Genomic DNA, 19,493 nt, shown 5'->3' on the forward strand with positions numbered 1-19,493 from the left:
ATGCTATGCTTCTTCCGCTTCTGTTTCTTCTTCCTTAATCTCATCTGAGAAATCATCTAGCTTACTGATGGTGGAGATCATACTAGCGCGTTTCTTCAATGTTGAGACAGAAAGCGTGCTGTAGTAGATGATTTCCTTTGTGATCATGACTGATTTTGCATCAACCGTTGGACCTACTACTTTCTTTTCTTTGCCAGCGTTCTTCATCATTTCCTCCATGATGGTAGATGATGAGATTAAATTATAGTCAATGATTGCAACCACATCCTGAGAACGGATGACATTATCATTTCCGATATGAATAAACATGTTATCTCCCCCTCATTCTATTTTTCCACTTCACCATTACGGACACGGAATAATTCCGCTTTATTCAGGGTTTCATGATTTATTCCATCAACACTTGTAGTAGATACAAAGGTTTGCACCTTGCCTTGGATGGTATGAAGTAGGTGAGATTGTCGGTAATCATCCAGTTCACTCAACACATCATCAAGTAGAAGAATTGGATATTCCCCAACTTCATTGTAGATGAGTTCAATTTCTGCCAGTTTCACCGACAGGGCAGTTGTACGTTGCTGCCCTTGCGATCCATAGGTCTGGACGTCCTTACCGTTCACATAAAAGAGGAGATCATCACGATGCGGACCAATTAAACTTGTGCCACGTTCAATCTCTTTTTCTTGTATTTGTTGAAATTTATTTAAGTAGATACTCTCTATTTTCTCCTTATTATCATCTTCTGATACTTCAATAGTGGGAGAATACTTTATTTCAAGCCTTTCCAGCTCACGGCTGATACCATGATGGATCGGACTAGCCCATTTCCTTAATAAATCCAAAAAAACAAACCGTCTTTCCAATAAGGTCGCGGCATGTTCTACGAGCTGATCTGTGATGACTTGCAACATGGTATGATCTTGGCTTTTGCCACGCTGCAATTGTTTCAACAGATGATTTCGTTGTTTTAATATTTTTTGATATTGCCCTAGATGATAGATATAACGTGGCTGAATCTGCCCAAGCTCCATATCAATAAAACGCCTGCGTATTTGTGGTGCACCTTTAACCAACGTGAGATCCTCTGGTGCAAACATCACAACATTAAGCGCCCCGATATAGTCACTTAGCCGCTTTTGTTCCAGCCGGTTCAGCTTCGCTTTCTTACCTTTTGCCGAAAGAACAATCTCCAACGGAAAGGTTTGATTTCTTTTTGTTATCCTACCTTCTATTTTAGCATACTCTTTTTCCCATTGAATCAATTCTTTCTCTCTGGGAGTTCGGTGTGATTTAGTAAAGGCAAGTAAATAGATTGCCTCCATCAGGTTGGTTTTGCCCTGTGCATTTTCCCCGATGATGACATTTATTTTATTGTTAAATTCCATTTCCAGTCCGTCATAATTGCGGAAATTCCGTAATTTAAGCTGTTCTATGTGCATGACCAATCCTCTTTTTTTCGATTCAGATCAGAAGCGTTTGCTAGGAGATATTTCATGTGTCTCAAGCTTTTATCACTTTGTAGGATCCAATGCCTTCTAATTCAACAATATCCCCTGCATATAGCTTGCGACCACGACGATGCTCCCGTTCGTTATTTACTAATACACCCTCATCTTGCAGAAAAGCCTTTACCATCCCACCAGATTCCAATACATTGGCAAGCTTAATAAATTGACCTAGTGCAATATATTCCGTGCTAATTTCAATTTCTTCATGCATGTTATCACCAAGTTTCCTACTTTTTAGAAAAACGTTAAGACTGCCAAAAGATTTCAGGACAGTATAAAACATAGAAACACATACATTCACTAAAAATGAGCAAATGCAGTTTCTTTGTGTGGATATCATTAGTTTAAACCTGTAAACGTCATGTATACCTATTTTACTAAAGATTTGTCATTATGGAAAGGTATGACCCCATATTTGCATAATAAATGCCTGTATAGGCTTAAAATTGCTTTTAAAAAGCCATCAACCTGTTATATAGGTGCTGTCCAAAACAAAATAAAGGTCCCTATCTTTTTTAAGATAAGGACCTAAGATCACATTCTGCTTATTAATACGTTCTAACAGGTAGAATTAATTGTAGGATCGGGTCATCGTTGGCAGGACGGATAATAAATGGTCGCATTGCGCCAGTGAATTCTACTTTCACTTCTTCGTATTCAATTGCCTTTAATGCATCAATCATATATTTGGAGCTGAAAGAGATCTTCAATTCCTCGCCGCTAATAGAAGGAACGGTAATTTCCTCTGCTACTGTTCCTACTTCAGGAGAATTACTTGTGATTTCAATCAATCCATTCCCTTTTGTGCTCAATCTAACAACATTATTCCGCTCTTCTTTGGCTAGAAGTGAAGCACGGTCAATTGTGCTTAAAAGTTCCTTCGTTTTTACATGAAGAACGGTTTTGCTTTGTTCTGGAATTAATCGGGAGGTCTCCGGATAATTTCCATCAAGCAATCTTGAAAGGAAGTTAAGATTTTTTGTACGGAACAGAATTTGATTATTTGTCACACTTATTTCTACTGTTTCTTCTGTATCATCTAATATCTTATTTAACTCATTCAGACTCTTACCTGGAACCACAACAGTTGGCAATTGACCTGGCGCCTCACTGACAGGAATTTCTCTAGAAGCTAAGCGATGGCTGTCTGTTGCTGTGAAAGTAAGATTGCCATTCTCCAGTTTAATATTTACCCCTGTTAGGATTGGTCGTGTTTCCATTGTTGAAACAGCAAACACTGTTTGTTTTATTAAACTTTTTAAGAGATCGATTGGCAACTCAAAGCTGTCATCCGTTTGTAATTTAGGTAGCTGTGGATATTCTTCTGCATCCTGACCATTTAAATTAAATTCAGCTTTTCCAGAACGAATCGTTACTTTTAAATTTTCATCTGATTCAATTTCCACTGTTTTTTCAGGGAGCTTACGAACAATATCAGGGAAATATTTTGCCTGTAGTACAATACTTCCTGCTTCAATTTGTTCTACATTTACATTGCCATTTTCCTCAGCTGGGATAAAGGATTCAATAGAGATATCTGAATCACTACCAGTTAAGGTAATACCACTTTCTTTTGCTTCAATTTTCATTCCAGTCAATATCGGAATAACAGTTCTGGATGAGATAGCCTTCATAACATCCTGCACACTGGATATTAATTGATCCCGTTGAATAACAAATTTCATGAATAAATCCTCCTAAGGGAAGTTCTTTTATATTTATTTTTTTTATAAAAATATAGTATTAATAGTAATAAGGCCTGTGAGTATGTGGATAAGCGATGAAAAGCCAGATTCACAAAAGTTATTCACATGTGGATAAACTGTTTGCAAGTTTGCACGGCTATTCACACTGTGCACAGGTCATATTTAGACAAAAGTTCTTAAAAAAGATAAAATCGCGTTCAATTTCCTAAAAAAGGATGGCTTTAGAATGATTTTAAGGTCTCTTTTATTTCTTCTATTTCACGTGTTAGCTGCGTATCGTTTTCCATTAGACGTGCAATTTTTTCATGGGCATGAATAACGGTTGTGTGATCACGTCCTCCAAATTCTTCGCCGATTTTTGGTAGAGAGGAGTCCGTCATTTCTCTAGATAGATACATGGCAATTTGTCGCGGAAATGCAATAGACTTTGTCCGCTTCTTTGCGATGAAATCCTCCAAGCGAATGTTGTATTTCTCGCCAACTGCTTCTTGAATCCTCGGTATACTAATGATTTTCGGTTTACTGCTTGGGATAATATCCTTTAAAGCGTCAGCAGCTAGCGAAGCGTCTATATCCTTGTTCACTAATGAAGAATAGGCGACAACGCGAATTAAGGCGCCCTCTAATTCCCGAATGTTCGTGTCAATTTGGTTTGCAATGTATAGCATTACCTCATTCGGAATATCAAGCCCCTCAGCCTTTGCTTTTTTCGTTAATATAGCAATACGAGTTTCCAGATCTGGTGGCGTAATATCTGTAATTAACCCCCACTCAAAACGGGAACGTAAACGGTCCTCCAGTGTTGGAATTTCTTTAGGTGGTCGATCACTGGAAATGATAATTTGCTTACTTTCTTCATGTAACGTATTAAAAGTATGGAAAAATTCTTCCTGTGTCGATTCTTTTCCAGCAATAAACTGAATATCATCTATTAATAGGACATCGACATTTCGATATTTGTTGCGAAAGTTCACGGTTTTATTATCCATAATTGCGTTAATGAATTCATTCGTAAACTTCTCTGAAGATAAGTAAACAACCTTCGCATTTGGGTCGTGTTCACGTACATAATGGCCGATCGCATGCATTAAATGGGTTTTCCCCAATCCTACGCCACCATAAATGAATAGCGGATTATAGGCCTTTGCAGGAGCTTCTGCTACAGCAAGTGATGCAGCATGAGCGAATCTGTTACCTGCACCGATGACAAAGGTATCAAAGGTATATTTCGAATTCAGCATGGATCTTGGAGATTCGTGATTTGCTTCATTTCCTGCAGTTTGCTTGGGTGCGACCTCTGAATCTTCAATTGGCGGTGTAGAATCTGGAATAATGAATTTAGTAGCCAAACGAGAACCTGTGATGTCTAGCAAAATATCAGATATGAGTGCGGTATATTGGTTCTCAAGCCAGTCTCTGGCAAATTCGTTGGGTGCTGAAATGACGAGTGTATTTTCTTCAAGAAATTCAGCTTTTGTGTTTTTCAACCAGGTATCGAAGCTAGGCTTACTAATTTTTTCTTCAATTTTTTCAAGGGTTGCGACCCAAAGTTCTTCAATGTTTTCCAAGCGGTTATTCACTCCTTCCTGGGTTTATATCATGACAGAAAAAGCCTCTCTCAATCATAACGATGGACAGGCATTCATTCATAAAAGGCGGTTTATTTGACCTTGAGTAGGCATGCTGTAATGAACGATATAAAAATGGGACTTGTGGACAGTTGCGTACAGTACACTAATACATCTGAAAAGCTTATAAACGTTATTAACATTTCTGTGGATAACATTATAAACGATGGTGTTAATAAATATCCACATGTTATCCACAGTCTGTGAATAACTAAAATCCCTCAAATCGATTTACACAAGTTAAACACAATTATAATACCAAAAAAAGTCGCGGTATGCAATGTTCTTTCGACATTTATCCACAAGGTCCATTGCTTGTAGATAATAAATATCCACACCACTATATTTTGTGATTTTCCTGTCGATATGTGTTGTGGATAGTATTTTTTTGTCATAAAAGAGTGAACAATAGATTGTGGATAGTAGAATATAAGGCAAACTCTTTTTTAAATGAGCCTCTCTAGAAAAGTTGTTCACTTATTCATCGATTTTGAAGAATATCGTCTAGTGGAAGTAAAGGTATGTCGACATGGAGTTGATCAACCGAATTTTGGAATGTAATAATTTTTCGTCGAAGAGAATTTTTTATTGGTAGAGGTATGGTATGGCTGCTAACCACCAAGTAGGTAGAGAAAAAGGTGATATTCTATCCACACGTGAGCAGACCAGGGGTATAATTCTGTAAAAAACAGCCAATAACAAAAAGGAAGTTGACAGAAGGGCTGGTTATTATTTATAATTACAAAGACTGTCTATGAATATGACTTTTAAACAGGATATTTCATCCCTTGGGGAGGTGCATGATAAATGAAAAGAACGTTTCAACCAAATAACCGTAAACGCAAAAAAGTACATGGCTTTCGTACGCGTATGAGTACTAAAAACGGACGTAAAGTTTTAGCTCGTCGTCGTCGTAAAGGAAGAAAAGTATTGTCTGCATAGGCCACTGAAAAGTCAGTGGTCTTTTTTCACACTTAGGAATTTATGAATGGTTAGCTAAGAAGTAAATCGTTATCGTTTTTATTATTAAATTCCAAGTAGAGGGAGTACTTACAAATTCGCTACATGATGGCGAATTTGAGTATTTCTAACTGACTTTAGGCCATAGCAACAATCTGGTACATCGGGTTTTATCCCGGTACCATTACATAGAATACGAAGGACAAGCTGTATATGTAGAGTAGTAAAGGTGATCATGATGAAAAAAGAGTACCGCATCAAAAAGAACGAAGAATTTCAACAAACATTTAAGCATGGAAAGTCTTTTGCAAATAGACAGCTTGTCATCTATTATATAGAGAAAAAAGGTCAAGAACATTATCGTGTAGGTCTTTCAGTAGGAAAGAAAATTGGAAATGCGGTCACCAGAAATCGCATTAAACGCTATTTACGACAGGCTTTCCAGGAGATGGATGACCGGATAAAATATCCCCATGATATTGTGATCATTGCAAGACAACAAACGAAAAAAATGTCGTATGAAGAAATTAAAAAAAGTCTCAATCATTTACTTTATAAAGAGCGACTACTAAAAAAATAACGTTATTATATAGAAAGCTATATGGTTTTAAGGTAAAATTTATATAGGACAATCTGTATAAGGCTTATGTTAAGCGTTTGCGCTTTTCATATAGTTAGGAGGAAACAATTTGCGTAAAAAGTATTTTCTGCTTGTAACACTGATTTTGTTGCTGGCAATCCTTTCTGGTTGTACACAGGTTAACGAACCAATCACACCAGAAAGTGAAGGATTTTGGAATACTTACTTCGTGTATCCATTATCCAAGGTTATTATTTATTTTGCCGAGTTATTCAACGAAAACTATGGTCTTTCCATTGTAATTGTGACCATTTTAGCCCGGTTAATCCTAGTACCGTTAAACGTTAAGCAATTAAAAAGCTCGAAAGCGATGCAGGATGTTCAACCGGAATTAAAAGAAATTCAGAAAAAGTACAGTTCCAAGGATGCAAATACGCAACAAAAACTGCAACAGGAAACAATGGCGTTGTTCCAAAAGCATGGTGTAAATCCGCTAGCTGGTTGTTTACCTATTTTTATTCAAATGCCGATTTTAATTGCGATGTATCATGCTATCATGCGAACTGAAGAGATTAGTACACATAGCTTTTTATGGTTTGAACTAGGTTCACCAGATCCAATTTTCTTATTACCGTTAATTGCAGGTGGGGCAACCTTTATTCAACAAAAGCTTATGATGGCTGGTAGTCCGGCAGCAAACAATCCGCAAATGGCAGTTATGCTATATGTTATGCCGATCATGATTGCTGTATTTGCAATTTTCTTCCCAGCAGCACTAGCACTATACTGGGTTGTAGGGAATATCTTTATGGTTATACAAACTATTTTTATCCGTAAACCAATGATGAAACAAGTAGTTGGAGGAGACAAAAAGTGAGAGAAATAACTGCGAGTGGACAAACAGTTGAGGAAGCGGTCCAGTCAGCATTAGAGCAGTTGAACACCACAAAGGATCAGGTTGAAATTGATATAATAGACGAGGGTAAGAAGGGCTTGCTTGGTCTATTTGGTTCCAAACGTGCTTTTGTAAAAGTGACGTTAGCAAAGAACAAAGTGGAAGAAACACAAGTATATCTTAGCCAAGTGATTGCAAATATGAATGTAGAAGCAGAAATCAAGATGGACGTGGTGGGGAACCATGTTAATTTTGAGCTGAGCGGTGATAATATTGCTGTATTGATTGGGAAACGTGGTCAAACACTAAATGCGATGCAATATTTGCTACACCTTGCAATAAATAAAGATGGAAAGCAGTTTTACACCGTATCCCTCGACGCAGAAGGGTATCGCCAACGCAGGAAAGACACACTAGAGTCACTTGCTGCAAAAATGGCTGATAAAGCTGTGCGGTTAAACAAAAAAGTTGCACTTGAGCCAATGCCTTCATTTGAACGCAAAATTATTCATAGTGCCCTGCAATCCAATAAAAACATCAACACCTATTCAGATGGTGTCGAACCACACCGACACATCGTCATCAAGCCATAATTGAAAAACAATTTGCGTCATAATGATGCTATTTAAATTTAAGTTTCTATGTTTTAATCTAAGTGTAGAGAATACATGGCGACTCCGACGGGAAAGCGAAATGTTTTCTCAGAACGACATAACGTATAAGTTGAATGAAACTAAAATCCGTTTGGTTTTCAAGTGAAACCAAACGGATTTTTTGCGTTATAAAAGTGTAAAACTGTACCAGTCTAGCAAGTTCAATCTTTGGTGAGCGTAGTAATAGAACCTCCACTATCCACAAATAGAGGTTTAAAGTCGGCGATTCATTTTCAGGAACTATACACATGTGGATAAAAACACAATAAAGAGAAGTGAAAAACTGTTGTGGATAACTTTATTTTTGGGTAAAGATGTGGTATTCTATTAAGTTAGTGGCGATAAAAATATAATTCGTTATTAATATAGATAAAGAACACGTTTCTGGAGGTGAAATGTAGTGGAGACAGATACAATTACAGCAATATCCACACCTATTGGCGAAGGAGCGATTGCCATCGTCAGGCTAAGCGGTCCTGAGGCAATCTCCATTACCGAACAAATTTTTAAAGGAAAAAGCTTAAGCGAAGCTGATTCTCATACGATTCACTATGGCAAAATCCTTGATCCACAAACCCAAGAGGTTGCCGAGGAAGTTATGGTTACCTTAATGCGTGGGCCAAAGACATTTACACGGGAAGATGTCGTGGAAATCAACTGTCATGGTGGAATGGTCGCCGTAAACCGTGTGTTGGAAATTATTTTGAGTAAGGGTGCAAGACTGGCTGAACCCGGAGAGTTTACGAAGCGCGCCTTTTTGCATGGAAGGATTGACCTTTCTCAAGCAGAGGCAGTAATGGACTTGATCAGAGCAAAGACAGACAAAGCGATGTCCGTTGCCTTAAAGCAGATGGATGGAAGGTTATCCGGGCTGATTCAAACTCTGCGGCAGGATCTACTCGAAACAGTAGCGCATGTTGAGGTAAATATCGACTACCCGGAGTACGATGATGTAGAGGAAATGTCCAATGAAGTGATGCGTGATATAACAAAAGAAGTGCATCGCGAAATTGATAATCTTTTACAGGTTGCCAAACAAGGTAAGATATTACGTGAAGGGCTTGCTACAGCAATTATTGGCCGGCCAAATGTCGGGAAGTCTTCTTTGATGAATGCATTAGTTCAAGAAAACAAAGCCATTGTGACCGAAATACCTGGCACGACTAGAGATATCATTGAAGAGTATGTAAATGTTCGCGGGGTTCCCTTACGTCTTGTAGATACTGCAGGGATAAGAGAAACAGAAGATATAGTAGAGAAGATAGGGGTAGAGCGTTCACGCAAGGTTTTAAAGGAATCTGACCTTATCTTATTTGTTTTAAACCATAACGAAGTACTGTCCGAAGAAGATGAAAAGCTTTTTGAAGCAATTCAAGGACTTGAATATATCGTAATTATTAATAAAACTGATCTAGAACAAAACTTAGATCTAGATAGAGTAAAAGAGCTAGCAGAAGGAAATCCAATTGTGACAACCTCTCTATTGGTAGAAGCAGGGATTGATAAGCTAGAACAAGCCATTGCTGACACGTTTTTCTCTGGTGAGATTGATACTGGTGATTTAACCTATGTATCAAACATACGTCATATCCAACTATTGAAACAGGCGAAAGAAGCATTGGAAGAAGCGATGCAAGGGTTGGAAATGAACATGCCACTGGATATCGTGCAAATTGATGTAACGCGAACGTGGGAATTTTTAGGTGAGATTATTGGTGATACTGCTAGTGACAGCTTGATTGATCAATTGTTCTCCCAATTTTGTTTAGGAAAATAATCGATGAGGTAGGGACAGAACAAAAAGTTTTAGCTAAAAGACGGATGATAGTAGAGAAGCGGTTTTTCAAAAGTCATTCATCGGATTATTCTTTAGCGTAAATATTATTGTCCCAACAACACTTTAAATAATAGGAAGGATGAAAAACAATGACATATGATGCTGGGCATTATGATGTAATCGTGATTGGTGCAGGGCATGCTGGTGTAGAAGCAGGATTAGCTTCAGCACGTATGGGTGCAAAAACTTTAATGCTGACACTCAATTTGGATATGATTGCTTTTATGCCATGTAACCCCTCTATCGGTGGGCCGGCTAAGGGAATTGTTGTCCGGGAAATAGATGCGCTTGGTGGCGCGATGGCAAAGGTAATTGATAAGACGCATATCCAAATGCGTATGCTGAACACAGGGAAAGGTCCAGCTGTTCAAGCGTTAAGAGCACAAGCTGATAAGCCTTTATATATAAAAGAAATGAAAAATATTATTGAAAACGAAGAAAACCTAACAATCAGACAAGGTATGGTAAATGAGTTAATTGTTGAGGATGGGGTATGTAAAGGGGTAATAACAGAATCAAAGGCTGCATATAGCGCCGAGACAGTTATTATTACGACAGGTACGTTTATGCGTGGTAAAGTGCTGATGGGAGATTTAGAATACGAAAGTGGTCCAAATAACCAAAGAGTATCTGTAAAACTTTCAGAGCATCTTGAGGAGCTAGGCTTTGAGCTTACTCGTTTTAAAACAGGGACTCCACCACGAGTGAACAGTCATACCATTGACTATTCGAAGACGGAGATTCAACCAGGGGATGAGAAGCCGCAAAGCTTTTCATACGAAACAACTGAATATATTACAGATCAAATTCCATGCTGGTTGACCTATACAAATGAATTCACACATGAAATTATTAATGAGAATCTTTCCTTATCTGCCATGTATTCGGGAATGAAACGTGGTACAGGACCGAGATATTGCCCATCTATTGAAGATAAAATTGTGCGTTTTAATGATAAACCACGTCACCAAATCTTTTTGGAGCCAGAAGGAAGAGATACAGAAGAGGTTTATGTTCAAGGATTATCAACCTCACTTCCTGAATCGATCCAACATGACATGGTGCGAAGTGTAGAAGGGTTGGAAAACGCAGAAATTATGCGTGCTGGTTATGCCATTGAGTATGATGCAGTTGTTCCAACACAGTTATGGCCAACATTAGAAACGAAAAAAATTCCTGGGCTTTATACAGCTGGCCAAATTAACGGTACTTCTGGTTATGAAGAAGCAGCTGCCCAAGGGATTATGGCAGGAATTAATGCAGCAGCAAAAGTGCTTGGAAAAGATCCGGTTATTTTAGATCGTTCACAAGCCTATATTGGTGTTCTCATTGATGATCTTGTTACAAAAGGAACTAATGAGCCATATCGACTGCTTACCTCACGTGCGGAATATCGTCTGTTGCTTCGTCATGACAATGCTGATCTACGTTTGTCAGAAACAGCAAATGAGCTGGGCTTGATTACGGATGCTCGTTACCAAAAGTTTGTTAATAAAAAGCGTTTGGTAGAGGAAGACAAGAAACGGTTGAATAAGCTTATTATTAAACCAAGTGAAGCCATCAATCAGGTGATGGAGGAAGCAGGAGCAACCCCATTAAAAGAAGCAGTAAAGGCGTACGATTTATTAAAGCGACCTGAGCTTTCTTATGACATTATTGAACAAATGATAGAACCTAATCCGGAACTTTCAGAAGAAATGAAGGAACAGGTTGGCATCCAAATTAAGTATGAAGGTTATATTAAAAAAGCCTATGAACAAGTTGCTAGAATGCTTAAAATGGAAGATAAAAAAATTCCAGATGATATCGATTATGATGAAATAGGCGGAATTGCCACAGAAGCGAAAGAGAAGCTTAAAAAGGTCCGTCCATTATCTGTTGGGCAAGCGTCACGGATCTCTGGTGTTAACCCGGCTGATGTTTCGATCCTGCTTGTTTATATCGAACAAGGTAATATTGCGAGGATGGCTAACTAGTTTAAAAAAGTGGAAGAATAAAGTAGTAAAGGTTATATGGTGCGGGATAGATGCAATCTACCCGCATCATAATACATATTAAAAGTGTAAAAACGTAAAGGAGATTCCATACTATGAATCCAGAAGAATTTGCTGCTGCATTGAAAGAAAAGGGGATTGAGCTAACAGCATATCAGCTCGAGCAGTTTGCCACTTACTTTCAAACCTTAACAGAATGGAATGAAAAGATAAATTTGACAGCGTTGACAGCTGAAGAGGATGTTTATTTGAAGCATTTTTATGATTCTATTTCTGCTGCGTTTCATTTTGACTTCATTGGTCCTTTGCATATTTGTGATATAGGGGCAGGTGCGGGATTTCCAAGTATTCCGTTGAAAATTTGCTTCCCAGAGTTAAAGGTAACGATCGTAGATTCATTGCAAAAGCGGATAGGTTTTCTTAACCATTTAGCAGCACAACTCGGGCTTAGCGATGTAGCCTTCTATCATGATAGAGCGGAAACTTTTGGTAAAAATAACAACTTCAGGGAGAGTTTCGATATTGTGACGGCTAGAGCGGTGGCAAGGATGTCTGTTCTCAGTGAATTATGCTTGCCGCTAGTTAAAAAAGGGGGCGTCTTTATTGCGATGAAAGGAGCCCAGGTTAAGGAAGAACTTTCTACAAGCAAAGCTGCGGTAGAGTTATTGGGTGGAAAGACAGCCGATACCTTCTCATTTACATTACCCAAAGAAGATAGTGAACGTTCAATAGTTGTAATAGATAAAGTACGAAAGACACCAAAGAAATATCCGAGAAAGCCTGGTACACCCAATAAGGAACCTATCGAATAAGTTTTAAAAAAATTCTATGTAATATGGGTCATATAGTTACAATTAATTACTTTCTTCTGCTTTATTATGGTAAAATAGAAGTATAGTCTGCGTGACGTTGATTTTAACGTATTTAAAATTTATTCCGGTGTAACCGTCCGTAAGACTCCCCCTTTCAAGACATTAAGTTAAAGCGTCATGTTAAAGTGGGAGTAACGGACGCTAACACCCCGATTCGTTCAACTAACAATCAGTGGGGCAAGAATAAAGAACTCCACTGATTGAAGGTTCACTTTATTGTGCTAGGGATCCTTTATTTTGGCATGTCGAATAAAGTGTTTTTCTTTGCTAGCATTTAATAGTAGGGCTACATGCCATGAAAACAATAATGTTTCACGTGAAACATTTGATACATAGATCATCATTATTTGAGGAACGCAGTCGCTTACCAGGACTAACACGTTTCTTTAAACTAGTAAATCAAAAGGTGGTGTCTGATGATGGTAAAGCCTTTTAATAAAATTTTTGGTTTGGGAGAAAAACCTGCTTCCGATTCTGAAACAGAAGTAGAGGTAGAAGTAGAAGCCTATCATCCGGATGAAGTGATTCAGCTTCCAGTAAGTGATATTGAGCCCAATCGTTATCAACCAAGAACTATTTTTAAGGAAGAGAAAATAAAAGAACTCGCACAAACCATTAATACACATGGTATGATCCAGCCGATTGTTGTGCGTAAAATGGAAGATGAAGAAGGCAAGTATGAACTGATTGCAGGAGAGAGACGCTGGCGCGCTGTACAGTTTTTAGGCTGGGAGAAAGTCTCTGCGATTGTTCGAGAAATGACAAATACAGAAACGGCTTCTGTAGCATTAATAGAGAACCTGCAACGTGAAGAATTAACAGTCATTGAGGAAGCAAAAGCATATGCCCAATTATTGGAGCTCCATTCTTTAACACAGGAAGCATTGGCACAACGGTTGGGGAAAAACCAATCAACCATTGCCAATAAACTTCGATTATTAAAGCTTCCGGAAGAGGTTCAAGAAGCGTTACTAAATAAAATGATTACCGAACGTCATGCACGCGCATTAATTAAATTAAAAGATCCAGTAAAGCAGCTCGAAATTCTTAAGGATATACTTGAGAATGAATTAAATGTAAAACAGACAGAAGAGCGGATCGCGAAGATCAATGATCCAAAAGAGGCCCCGCCTAAAAAGAAGGCAACCCTAAAAGGCTTCAGCAAAGATATTCGAATTGCGATGAATACTATTCGGCAGTCCTTAAGCATGGTTTCTGATACTGGGGTCGAAGTGGAGTCAGACGAGCAGGAAATGGATGACTATTATCAAATAACAATTAAAATACCGAAACAGAAATAATTTTCCTACTTTATCTTAAATAATCCATACCCATCTTAAAAGGAGATGGGTATTTTTCTCACACATTAGGAAAAAGTTTAAAATTTCAGCTAGGAAGCAATTACGATTCAGTTAAAATTTTAATGTTCCAAGTATAAGAAAAACGTATACATTCGCTAAGAGACGAGCGAATGCGAGTTTTCTAATAACACATTCCATCCCTTTGCTAAATTGCCTACTAACAGGCTAATTCATCGATATTTCTCCTTTTTATTTCTCCTGTAATTACAAATTCTTAACAAAAGTGAAAATTATCTCGTCCTTTTATTGCAATTAGTGATAAAATAAAATGTATATCGTTAGGTAGGTGTCAACATGGGAAAAATTATCTCCATCGCAAATCAAAAAGGTGGCGTAGGGAAAACAACTTCATCCGTTAATTTGAGTGCTTGCCTCGCCCATTTAGGTAATAAAGTGTTACTTGTCGATACAGATCCTCAAGGGAACGCAACTAGTGGGGTAGGCGTGAATAAGGCAGATGTTAAGCATTGTATTTATAATGTGCTAGTAGAAGACATGCCGGCTGAAGAAGTTTGCATTCCCACAAACGTAAACAACTTAGATATAATACCTGCAACCATCCAGCTTGCCGGAGCAGAAATTGAGCTTGTTCCGACTATTTCGCGGGAAATTAGGTTGAAAAAATCCCTGGAGAGTCTAAAAGAAGAGTATGATTACATACTTATCGACTGTCCACCTTCATTAGGTCTATTAACACTAAATGCACTAACTTCATCTGATTCAGTGTTAATCCCAGTACAATGTGAATATTACGCGTTGGAAGGCCTAAGCCAACTATTAAATACTATTCGTCTTGTTCAGAAGCATTTGAATAAACACCTTATGATTGAAGGGGTTCTTCTGACTATGCTGGATGCTCGTACAAATCTAGGTATCCAAGTAATTGACGAAGTAAAAAAATACTTCCAAGACAAAGTCTATCAATCTATCATACCGAGAAATGTAAGGTTGGGAGAGGCGCCAAGTCATGGACAACCCATTATAACGTATGATCCTAAGTCTCGAGGTGCAGAAGTATATCTTGAATTAGCGAAGGAAGTGGTGGCCAATGGCGAGAGGGTTAGGTAAAGGTATAAATGCTTTCTTTCCTGAGATTGAGGAAAAGCCAGATGAAAAAATAGAAGAAATAGCTATTTCGGAGTGTAGGCCAAATCCTTATCAACCTAGGAAGACATTTCATGCAGACGCAATTGAAGAACTTAAAGAGTCAATTTTAGAATATGGCATTATACAGCCACTAATAGTTCGAAAAAGTATTAAAGGATATGAAATTGTAGTAGGGGAGAGAAGATTCCGTGCTGCAAAAGAGGCAGGTCTGGAAACTGTTCCTGTAGTCATCAAAGAACTATCTGATGACAGAATGATGGAACTAGCTCTGTTGGAAAATCTCCAAAGGGAAGATCTAACACCGATAGAGGAAGCACACGCCTATACAAATTTAATGACCGAGCTAAAAATTACCCAGGAAGAATTGGCAAAAAGACTTGGGAAGAGTAGATCACATATTGCAAACATTGTTCGACTTCTTTCCTTGCCAGAGCAAATTATCGCTTATATTAATAACGGGGAAGTTTCCATGGGTCATGGGAGAGCATTATTAGGTTTAAAGGATAAAACAAAGGTAATCCCGCTCGTGAATAAAGTCCGTAAAGAAAAATTAAACGTGAGGCAAGTCGAACAGCTAATTATACAACTGAACGAAAACCCAGTTAAAAAAGATGTGGAAAAACCTAAAAAGGACGTATTTCTCCAGGAGAGAGAATCCTTTTTACGTGATCGATTTGGTACAGCAGTAACAATCCAGCGCGGAAAGAAAAAAGGTAAAATCGAAATTGAGTTTTATACAGACGATGACTTACAGCGAATCATTGAAGTGTTAGAGGATTGATCTAAAAAAGACTGGCGGTGTTTATCGTCAGTCTTTTGCTATTAAGTACACTAGCTACAAGCATTTCTTAGCTTTTCTTGGACACATTGTTTCACGTGGAACAATTCTTTAAGAGAGACTTTTTACATACTGGAGAGGTAGCAATGGTATTATACGGGACACTAGTAAATGGCGCACTTATTATTATTGGAAGCATATTAGGTTTATTCTTCACCAAAATCCCAGAGCGTTATAAAGAGACAGTCATGCATGGGATTGGATTGGCAGTTTTGCTCATTGGTTTACAAATGGCATTCACAACAGAAGTCATTATTATCGTGTTATTAAGTCTGTTAACTGGGGCAATTATTGGCGAACTTCTGAGGTTAGAAGAAGGCCTAAACCGCCTAGGTAATTGGATAGGAAGCAAATTTACGACAAAGAACGACAATTTTAGTGTGGCACAAGGCTTTGTTACGGCTTCTTTGATTTTTGTAATTGGTGCTATGTCCATACTCGGTGCATTAGATAGCGGCATACGTGGAGACCATGAAGTGCTTATAACAAAGGGTATACTGGATGGGTTTGTTGCACTCGTGCTCACGACAACACTGGGATTTGGTGTGATCCTATCTGCAATCCCTGTAGTTATTTATCAAGGAGCAATCGCCTTACTCGCAACACAAATAGAAAACTGGCTTCCAGAAGCCTTCCTTAATGGACTTATTGTTGAATTAACGGCAGTCGGTGGATTACTAATCGTAGCAATTGGTTTAAATCTATTGAAGTTAACTCAAATCAGAATTGGGAACCTACTTCCTTCCATTCTAACAGTGGGTGTTATCTACTCTATTTATTATCTTATATAAATATGAAAAACAACGGGTGAATACTCGTTGTTTTTCTATTTGTTCTTAATTTTATTCAACACCTAGGATGACGGTGCAGTTGTCTTCATTTCTTCACTAAATCGCATTACGACAGAGGGCTTAGGCTGATTATATGTCATGCGTTGATCAATTTGATCCAATACACCCGTGATTTTGGTTGCCATATCCATTACAATCGAGAGTCTCGTATTTTGAAGAACGGAATGCTCCATGAATCCACTTATATTTACCACTCCAGTAAGATGCACATCCCCGATATCTGGTAAGGGCTTGTTTAAGGCCGCTCCTGGCTTAATAGGACCAGTCCCGGATATAATGTGACCTATGGAAGAATTTTTCCCGAGACAGGCATCTATGGCGATAATAAAAGGGTTAATATGTCGCTTGTTTATAAGTTCAATATAATCGTGGAGATTTGTAGCATGAACTGGTTCATGAAGGGTTCCATATACAGACATATGCTTTGGTTTAGTTTCGGTAAAGAGGGTACCAATTAATGGACCCAGGGAATCACCTGTTGAGCGGTCGGTACCAATACATACGAGGACATAATCTTTTGGTATAGCCGGCAGCCATGAAATTATCTTTTCGCTCATGACATGAAATAGCTCGGGGTCTGTGTGGTGCATACGAAAGTTTTCTTTAGTAGGGGTGATACGACTTTTTAGATTCATAGCTTATCCTCCAAATACATATTGGTATAGTATACGGAAAATTTCAGAAATCTATACATACAATATGGATATATGGGGGACAAAACATGCGAGCAGGGATAAAGTGGATGTTTTTAATTATTGGGACGACAATCGGGGCGGGATATGCCTCAGGGAGAGAGCTATGGCAATTTTTTGGCCATGAAAGTGGACTTGCTATTCTATTGTTTGCTATGTTTTTTTCCCTTTCATGTGGGGTGATCATGAGTCTGAGTTTTAAAAAGCAATCGGTGCATTATTTGCCAGTGTTACGTATTATCGTCGGCAAGAGGATGACGGGGATTTACGATGTCATGATATTTCTATATCTATTTACTACAACGGTCGTTATGATTGCTGGGAGCGGTGCTACAGGACAAGCGTTTAATTTTCCCTATTGGTGGGGTATAGGTATTATGTTAATGGCGTTGATAGCACTGTTTATGAAGGATATAAATGGACTGCTTTCTATAAATCAATTCATTCTCCCACCTCTGTTAGGTGGTTTGGTGTACGTTTTACTATTATTTACGATTGATCAAGAACTCGAGCTGTTCTCCCACTGGCGTGAACAACGTAATTGGACAGCAGCTTTTCCATTCACAGCATTAAACATCCTACCATTAATCGCCGTACTTGGGGCAGTTGGGAATAAAGTGAAATCAAAAAAAGAAATATGGGTAGCCTGTATTGGGAGTGGTTTTCTGTTAGGAATCATTTCCTATATCTATAACAATAGTCTTATCCAAATTGCAGACGAGCTACTCCTTTACGAGATTCCGTTATTTGCCATTCTACAGCATTACCCCGTGCAAATGATTATTTTCATAAGTATCTTATTATGGTTTGCGATTTTTACAACCGCAGCTTCTGGTATTCTCGGTATTGTGACTAGAATTCAAAGTTATGTAAACAAACCATTATGGTTGATTGTCGTGGTTACCTTGGTTACAATGATTCCATTAACGGCATTAGGATTTAGTACACTGGTTAGTTATTTGTACCCGATCTATGGGATATTGAATTTATATGTGTTAACTAGACTGCTGCTATTTCCTTTATGGTATAAACAAACGTAGAAAAAAACAGCAACATGATTAGGAGGAGAAGTAGTGAATATTGGAGAGAGGTTACAAGAATCTTGGGATTATCTGACAGGCCCTGGCCTATGGCTTAGTATCGGGGAGGGCGTTTTAAGAATTATTTTGATTATTGTCCTAGCATTAATTATCGTCCGGGTTACGAGAAACCTAGTGGACCGGCTCTTTAAAAAAAGAGAAAAGGGGCCAATTCGTATAACAGAAAGGCGAGAAGCTACATTAAAAAAATTAATAAAGAATGTGGTAGCCTATGTTGTCTATTTTGTTGCCATTCTTATGATTCTGGACAATGTTCTAGGATTTAAAGTTGGGCCATTACTGGCTGGAGCTGGTGTTGCTGGACTGGCTATAGGGTTTGGTGCGCAAAACCTTGTGCGTGATATCATTTCCGGGTTCTTTATTATTTTTGAGGATCAATTCTCAGTAGGGGACTATGTTGGAGTAGCCGGAATTGAAGGAACGGTAGAAGAAATTGGACTACGTACTACAAAGGTGCTGAGCTGGACTGGTGAGTTGCACGTGTTACCAAATGGCAATGTCACACAGGTTATAAACTACTCTATTCATAACGGTCTATCTATTGTAGATGTTAATATTCCTTATGAAAGCAATGTAAATGATGCTGAAAATGCAATCAACAATATTGTCGCTACACTACCAGATAAGTACGACTTTATTGTTGGGGTTCCAGAAATCATTGGCGTACAAAATTTAGATGTGTCACACTTTACGATCCGCATCATTGCTGATACACTTCCTGGTTTCCAATGGGCCGGTGAACGAAATATCCGAAAAGAAATACAAAACCAATTGTACAATGCAGGAATTGAAATCCCTGCGCCACGTATTGTAATGTACTCTGGAAATGACAAAGAAAAATTGCTTGATAAAAATCGCGAGCGCGGCGAGTAATTTCCCTATATAATAGAGCTATTAACTTTAAATAAAGG

At 38.3% G+C, this 19,493-nt stretch carries 19 protein-coding genes; 13 read left to right on the top strand and 6 right to left on the bottom strand.

The window, feature by feature from the left end; all coding sequences use genetic code 11:
- Positions 1-3: 3 nt before the first annotated feature.
- The 5 genes from remB to dnaA form a co-directional block, all read right to left on the bottom strand.
- Positions 4-309, bottom strand: a complete 306-nt coding sequence (gene remB, locus ACTWPF_RS00490; RefSeq protein WP_443147953.1) for an extracellular matrix regulator RemB — start codon at positions 307-309, stop codon at positions 4-6.
- Positions 310-326: 17 nt separating this feature from the next.
- Entirely contained in the window at positions 327-1,439 is a 1,113-nt protein-coding gene (recF, locus tag ACTWPF_RS00495) for a DNA replication/repair protein RecF (protein WP_443147954.1), read from the bottom strand.
- 61 nt (positions 1,440-1,500) lie between these two features.
- Positions 1,501-1,719, bottom strand: coding sequence for a S4 domain-containing protein YaaA (yaaA, locus tag ACTWPF_RS00500; protein WP_058950132.1), 219 nt, complete (start codon positions 1,717-1,719; stop codon positions 1,501-1,503).
- A 337-nt stretch (positions 1,720-2,056) separates the two neighbouring features.
- Complete coding sequence (gene dnaN / locus ACTWPF_RS00505; RefSeq protein ID WP_106895327.1) at positions 2,057-3,193, bottom strand: DNA polymerase III subunit beta; 1,137 nt, start codon at positions 3,191-3,193, stop codon at positions 2,057-2,059.
- A gap of 242 nt (positions 3,194-3,435) precedes the next feature.
- The gene (gene dnaA / locus ACTWPF_RS00510) at positions 3,436-4,782 is read right to left on the bottom strand and encodes a chromosomal replication initiator protein DnaA (RefSeq protein WP_106898436.1); all 1,347 of its coding nucleotides are present in this window, start codon (positions 4,780-4,782) and stop codon (positions 3,436-3,438) included.
- A gap of 867 nt (positions 4,783-5,649) precedes the next feature.
- Here dnaA and rpmH point away from each other — a divergent pair.
- The 11 genes from rpmH to ACTWPF_RS00565 all read left to right on the top strand — a co-directional run bounded on the left by rpmH (position 5,650) and on the right by ACTWPF_RS00565 (position 16,730).
- Positions 5,650-5,784, top strand: a complete 135-nt coding sequence (rpmH, locus tag ACTWPF_RS00515) for a 50S ribosomal protein L34 (protein ID WP_019377820.1) — start codon at positions 5,650-5,652, stop codon at positions 5,782-5,784.
- A gap of 256 nt (positions 5,785-6,040) precedes the next feature.
- On the top strand, positions 6,041-6,382 hold the full coding sequence (rnpA, locus tag ACTWPF_RS00520; RefSeq protein ID WP_036578112.1) for a ribonuclease P protein component: 342 nt from the start codon (positions 6,041-6,043) through the stop codon (positions 6,380-6,382).
- Between the two features lie 109 nt (positions 6,383-6,491).
- Positions 6,492-7,259: a YidC family membrane integrase SpoIIIJ gene (gene spoIIIJ, locus ACTWPF_RS00525; RefSeq protein ID WP_106898435.1), complete on the top strand. Its 768-nt coding sequence runs from the start codon at positions 6,492-6,494 to the stop codon at positions 7,257-7,259.
- Positions 7,256-7,870: an RNA-binding cell elongation regulator Jag/EloR gene (gene jag, locus ACTWPF_RS00530; RefSeq protein ID WP_106898434.1), complete on the top strand. Its 615-nt coding sequence runs from the start codon at positions 7,256-7,258 to the stop codon at positions 7,868-7,870. Before spoIIIJ ends, jag begins: the two co-directional genes overlap by 4 nt.
- Before the next feature lie 460 nt (positions 7,871-8,330).
- Positions 8,331-9,707, top strand: coding sequence for a tRNA uridine-5-carboxymethylaminomethyl(34) synthesis GTPase MnmE (mnmE, locus tag ACTWPF_RS00535; protein WP_443147955.1), 1,377 nt, complete (start codon positions 8,331-8,333; stop codon positions 9,705-9,707).
- Positions 9,708-9,856: 149 nt separating this feature from the next.
- Complete coding sequence (mnmG, locus tag ACTWPF_RS00540) at positions 9,857-11,743, top strand: tRNA uridine-5-carboxymethylaminomethyl(34) synthesis enzyme MnmG (protein ID WP_106898432.1); 1,887 nt, start codon at positions 9,857-9,859, stop codon at positions 11,741-11,743.
- A 113-nt stretch (positions 11,744-11,856) separates the two neighbouring features.
- Positions 11,857-12,573 (top strand): 16S rRNA (guanine(527)-N(7))-methyltransferase RsmG, encoded by a 717-nt coding sequence (gene rsmG / locus ACTWPF_RS00545; protein ID WP_106898431.1) that lies wholly within the window; start codon positions 11,857-11,859, stop codon positions 12,571-12,573.
- A gap of 479 nt (positions 12,574-13,052) precedes the next feature.
- Positions 13,053-13,934 (top strand): nucleoid occlusion protein, encoded by an 882-nt coding sequence (gene noc / locus ACTWPF_RS00550; protein ID WP_106898613.1) that lies wholly within the window; start codon positions 13,053-13,055, stop codon positions 13,932-13,934.
- Between the two features lie 354 nt (positions 13,935-14,288).
- Positions 14,289-15,062 (top strand): ParA family protein, encoded by a 774-nt coding sequence (locus ACTWPF_RS00555; protein ID WP_036578103.1) that lies wholly within the window; start codon positions 14,289-14,291, stop codon positions 15,060-15,062.
- Positions 15,043-15,882 carry a ParB/RepB/Spo0J family partition protein gene (locus ACTWPF_RS00560; RefSeq protein WP_106898430.1) on the top strand — a complete coding sequence of 280 codons (840 nt, stop codon included), beginning with the start codon at positions 15,043-15,045 and terminating at the stop codon, positions 15,880-15,882. The genes ACTWPF_RS00555 and ACTWPF_RS00560 overlap by 20 nt, the downstream gene beginning before the upstream one ends.
- A 143-nt stretch (positions 15,883-16,025) precedes the next feature.
- Complete coding sequence (locus ACTWPF_RS00565) at positions 16,026-16,730, top strand: DUF554 domain-containing protein (RefSeq protein ID WP_106898429.1); 705 nt, start codon at positions 16,026-16,028, stop codon at positions 16,728-16,730.
- Positions 16,731-16,792: 62 nt separating this feature from the next.
- Here ACTWPF_RS00565 and yyaC read toward each other — a convergent pair whose 3' ends face one another.
- Positions 16,793-17,425, bottom strand: coding sequence for a spore protease YyaC (gene yyaC, locus ACTWPF_RS00570; RefSeq protein ID WP_443147956.1), 633 nt, complete (start codon positions 17,423-17,425; stop codon positions 16,793-16,795).
- Between the two features lie 86 nt (positions 17,426-17,511).
- Between yyaC and ACTWPF_RS00575 the strand changes: the two genes are divergently transcribed.
- Positions 17,512-18,522, top strand: a complete 1,011-nt coding sequence (locus ACTWPF_RS00575) for a YkvI family membrane protein (RefSeq protein WP_106898427.1) — start codon at positions 17,512-17,514, stop codon at positions 18,520-18,522.
- 33 nt (positions 18,523-18,555) lie between these two features.
- Positions 18,556-19,455 carry a mechanosensitive ion channel family protein gene (locus ACTWPF_RS00580; RefSeq protein ID WP_238021122.1) on the top strand — a complete coding sequence of 300 codons (900 nt, stop codon included), beginning with the start codon at positions 18,556-18,558 and terminating at the stop codon, positions 19,453-19,455.
- Positions 19,456-19,493: the final 38 nt, after the last annotated feature.

The sequence above is a fragment of the Oceanobacillus sp. M65 genome (genome assembly GCF_052246275.1).
Taxonomy (GTDB): domain Bacteria; phylum Bacillota; class Bacilli; order Bacillales; family Amphibacillaceae; genus Oceanobacillus_B; species Oceanobacillus_B jordanicus.

What these genes read in the sequence shown, in the direction of transcription:
- dnaN (WP_106895327.1), bottom strand. Translation starts at nt 3,193, where the DNA reads ATGAAATTTGTTATTCAACGGGATCAATTAATATCCAGTGTGCAGGAT.
- yaaA (WP_058950132.1), bottom strand. Translation starts at nt 1,719, where the DNA reads ATGCATGAAGAAATTGAAATTAGCACGGAATATATTGCACTAGGTCAA.
- recF (WP_443147954.1), bottom strand. Translation starts at nt 1,439, where the DNA reads ATGCACATAGAACAGCTTAAATTACGGAATTTCCGCAATTATGACGGA.
- mnmG (WP_106898432.1), top strand. Translation starts at nt 9,857, where the DNA reads ATGACATATGATGCTGGGCATTATGATGTAATCGTGATTGGTGCAGGG.
- yyaC (WP_443147956.1), bottom strand. Translation starts at nt 17,425, where the DNA reads ATGAATCTAAAAAGTCGTATCACCCCTACTAAAGAAAACTTTCGTATG.
- ACTWPF_RS00565 (WP_106898429.1), top strand. Translation starts at nt 16,026, where the DNA reads ATGGTATTATACGGGACACTAGTAAATGGCGCACTTATTATTATTGGA.
- rnpA (WP_036578112.1), top strand. Translation starts at nt 6,041, where the DNA reads ATGAAAAAAGAGTACCGCATCAAAAAGAACGAAGAATTTCAACAAACA.
- ACTWPF_RS00555 (WP_036578103.1), top strand. Translation starts at nt 14,289, where the DNA reads ATGGGAAAAATTATCTCCATCGCAAATCAAAAAGGTGGCGTAGGGAAA.
- ACTWPF_RS00560 (WP_106898430.1), top strand. Translation starts at nt 15,043, where the DNA reads ATGGCGAGAGGGTTAGGTAAAGGTATAAATGCTTTCTTTCCTGAGATT.
- rpmH (WP_019377820.1), top strand. Translation starts at nt 5,650, where the DNA reads ATGAAAAGAACGTTTCAACCAAATAACCGTAAACGCAAAAAAGTACAT.
- rsmG (WP_106898431.1), top strand. Translation starts at nt 11,857, where the DNA reads ATGAATCCAGAAGAATTTGCTGCTGCATTGAAAGAAAAGGGGATTGAG.
- noc (WP_106898613.1), top strand. Translation starts at nt 13,053, where the DNA reads ATGGTAAAGCCTTTTAATAAAATTTTTGGTTTGGGAGAAAAACCTGCT.
- ACTWPF_RS00575 (WP_106898427.1), top strand. Translation starts at nt 17,512, where the DNA reads ATGCGAGCAGGGATAAAGTGGATGTTTTTAATTATTGGGACGACAATC.
- remB (WP_443147953.1), bottom strand. Translation starts at nt 309, where the DNA reads ATGTTTATTCATATCGGAAATGATAATGTCATCCGTTCTCAGGATGTG.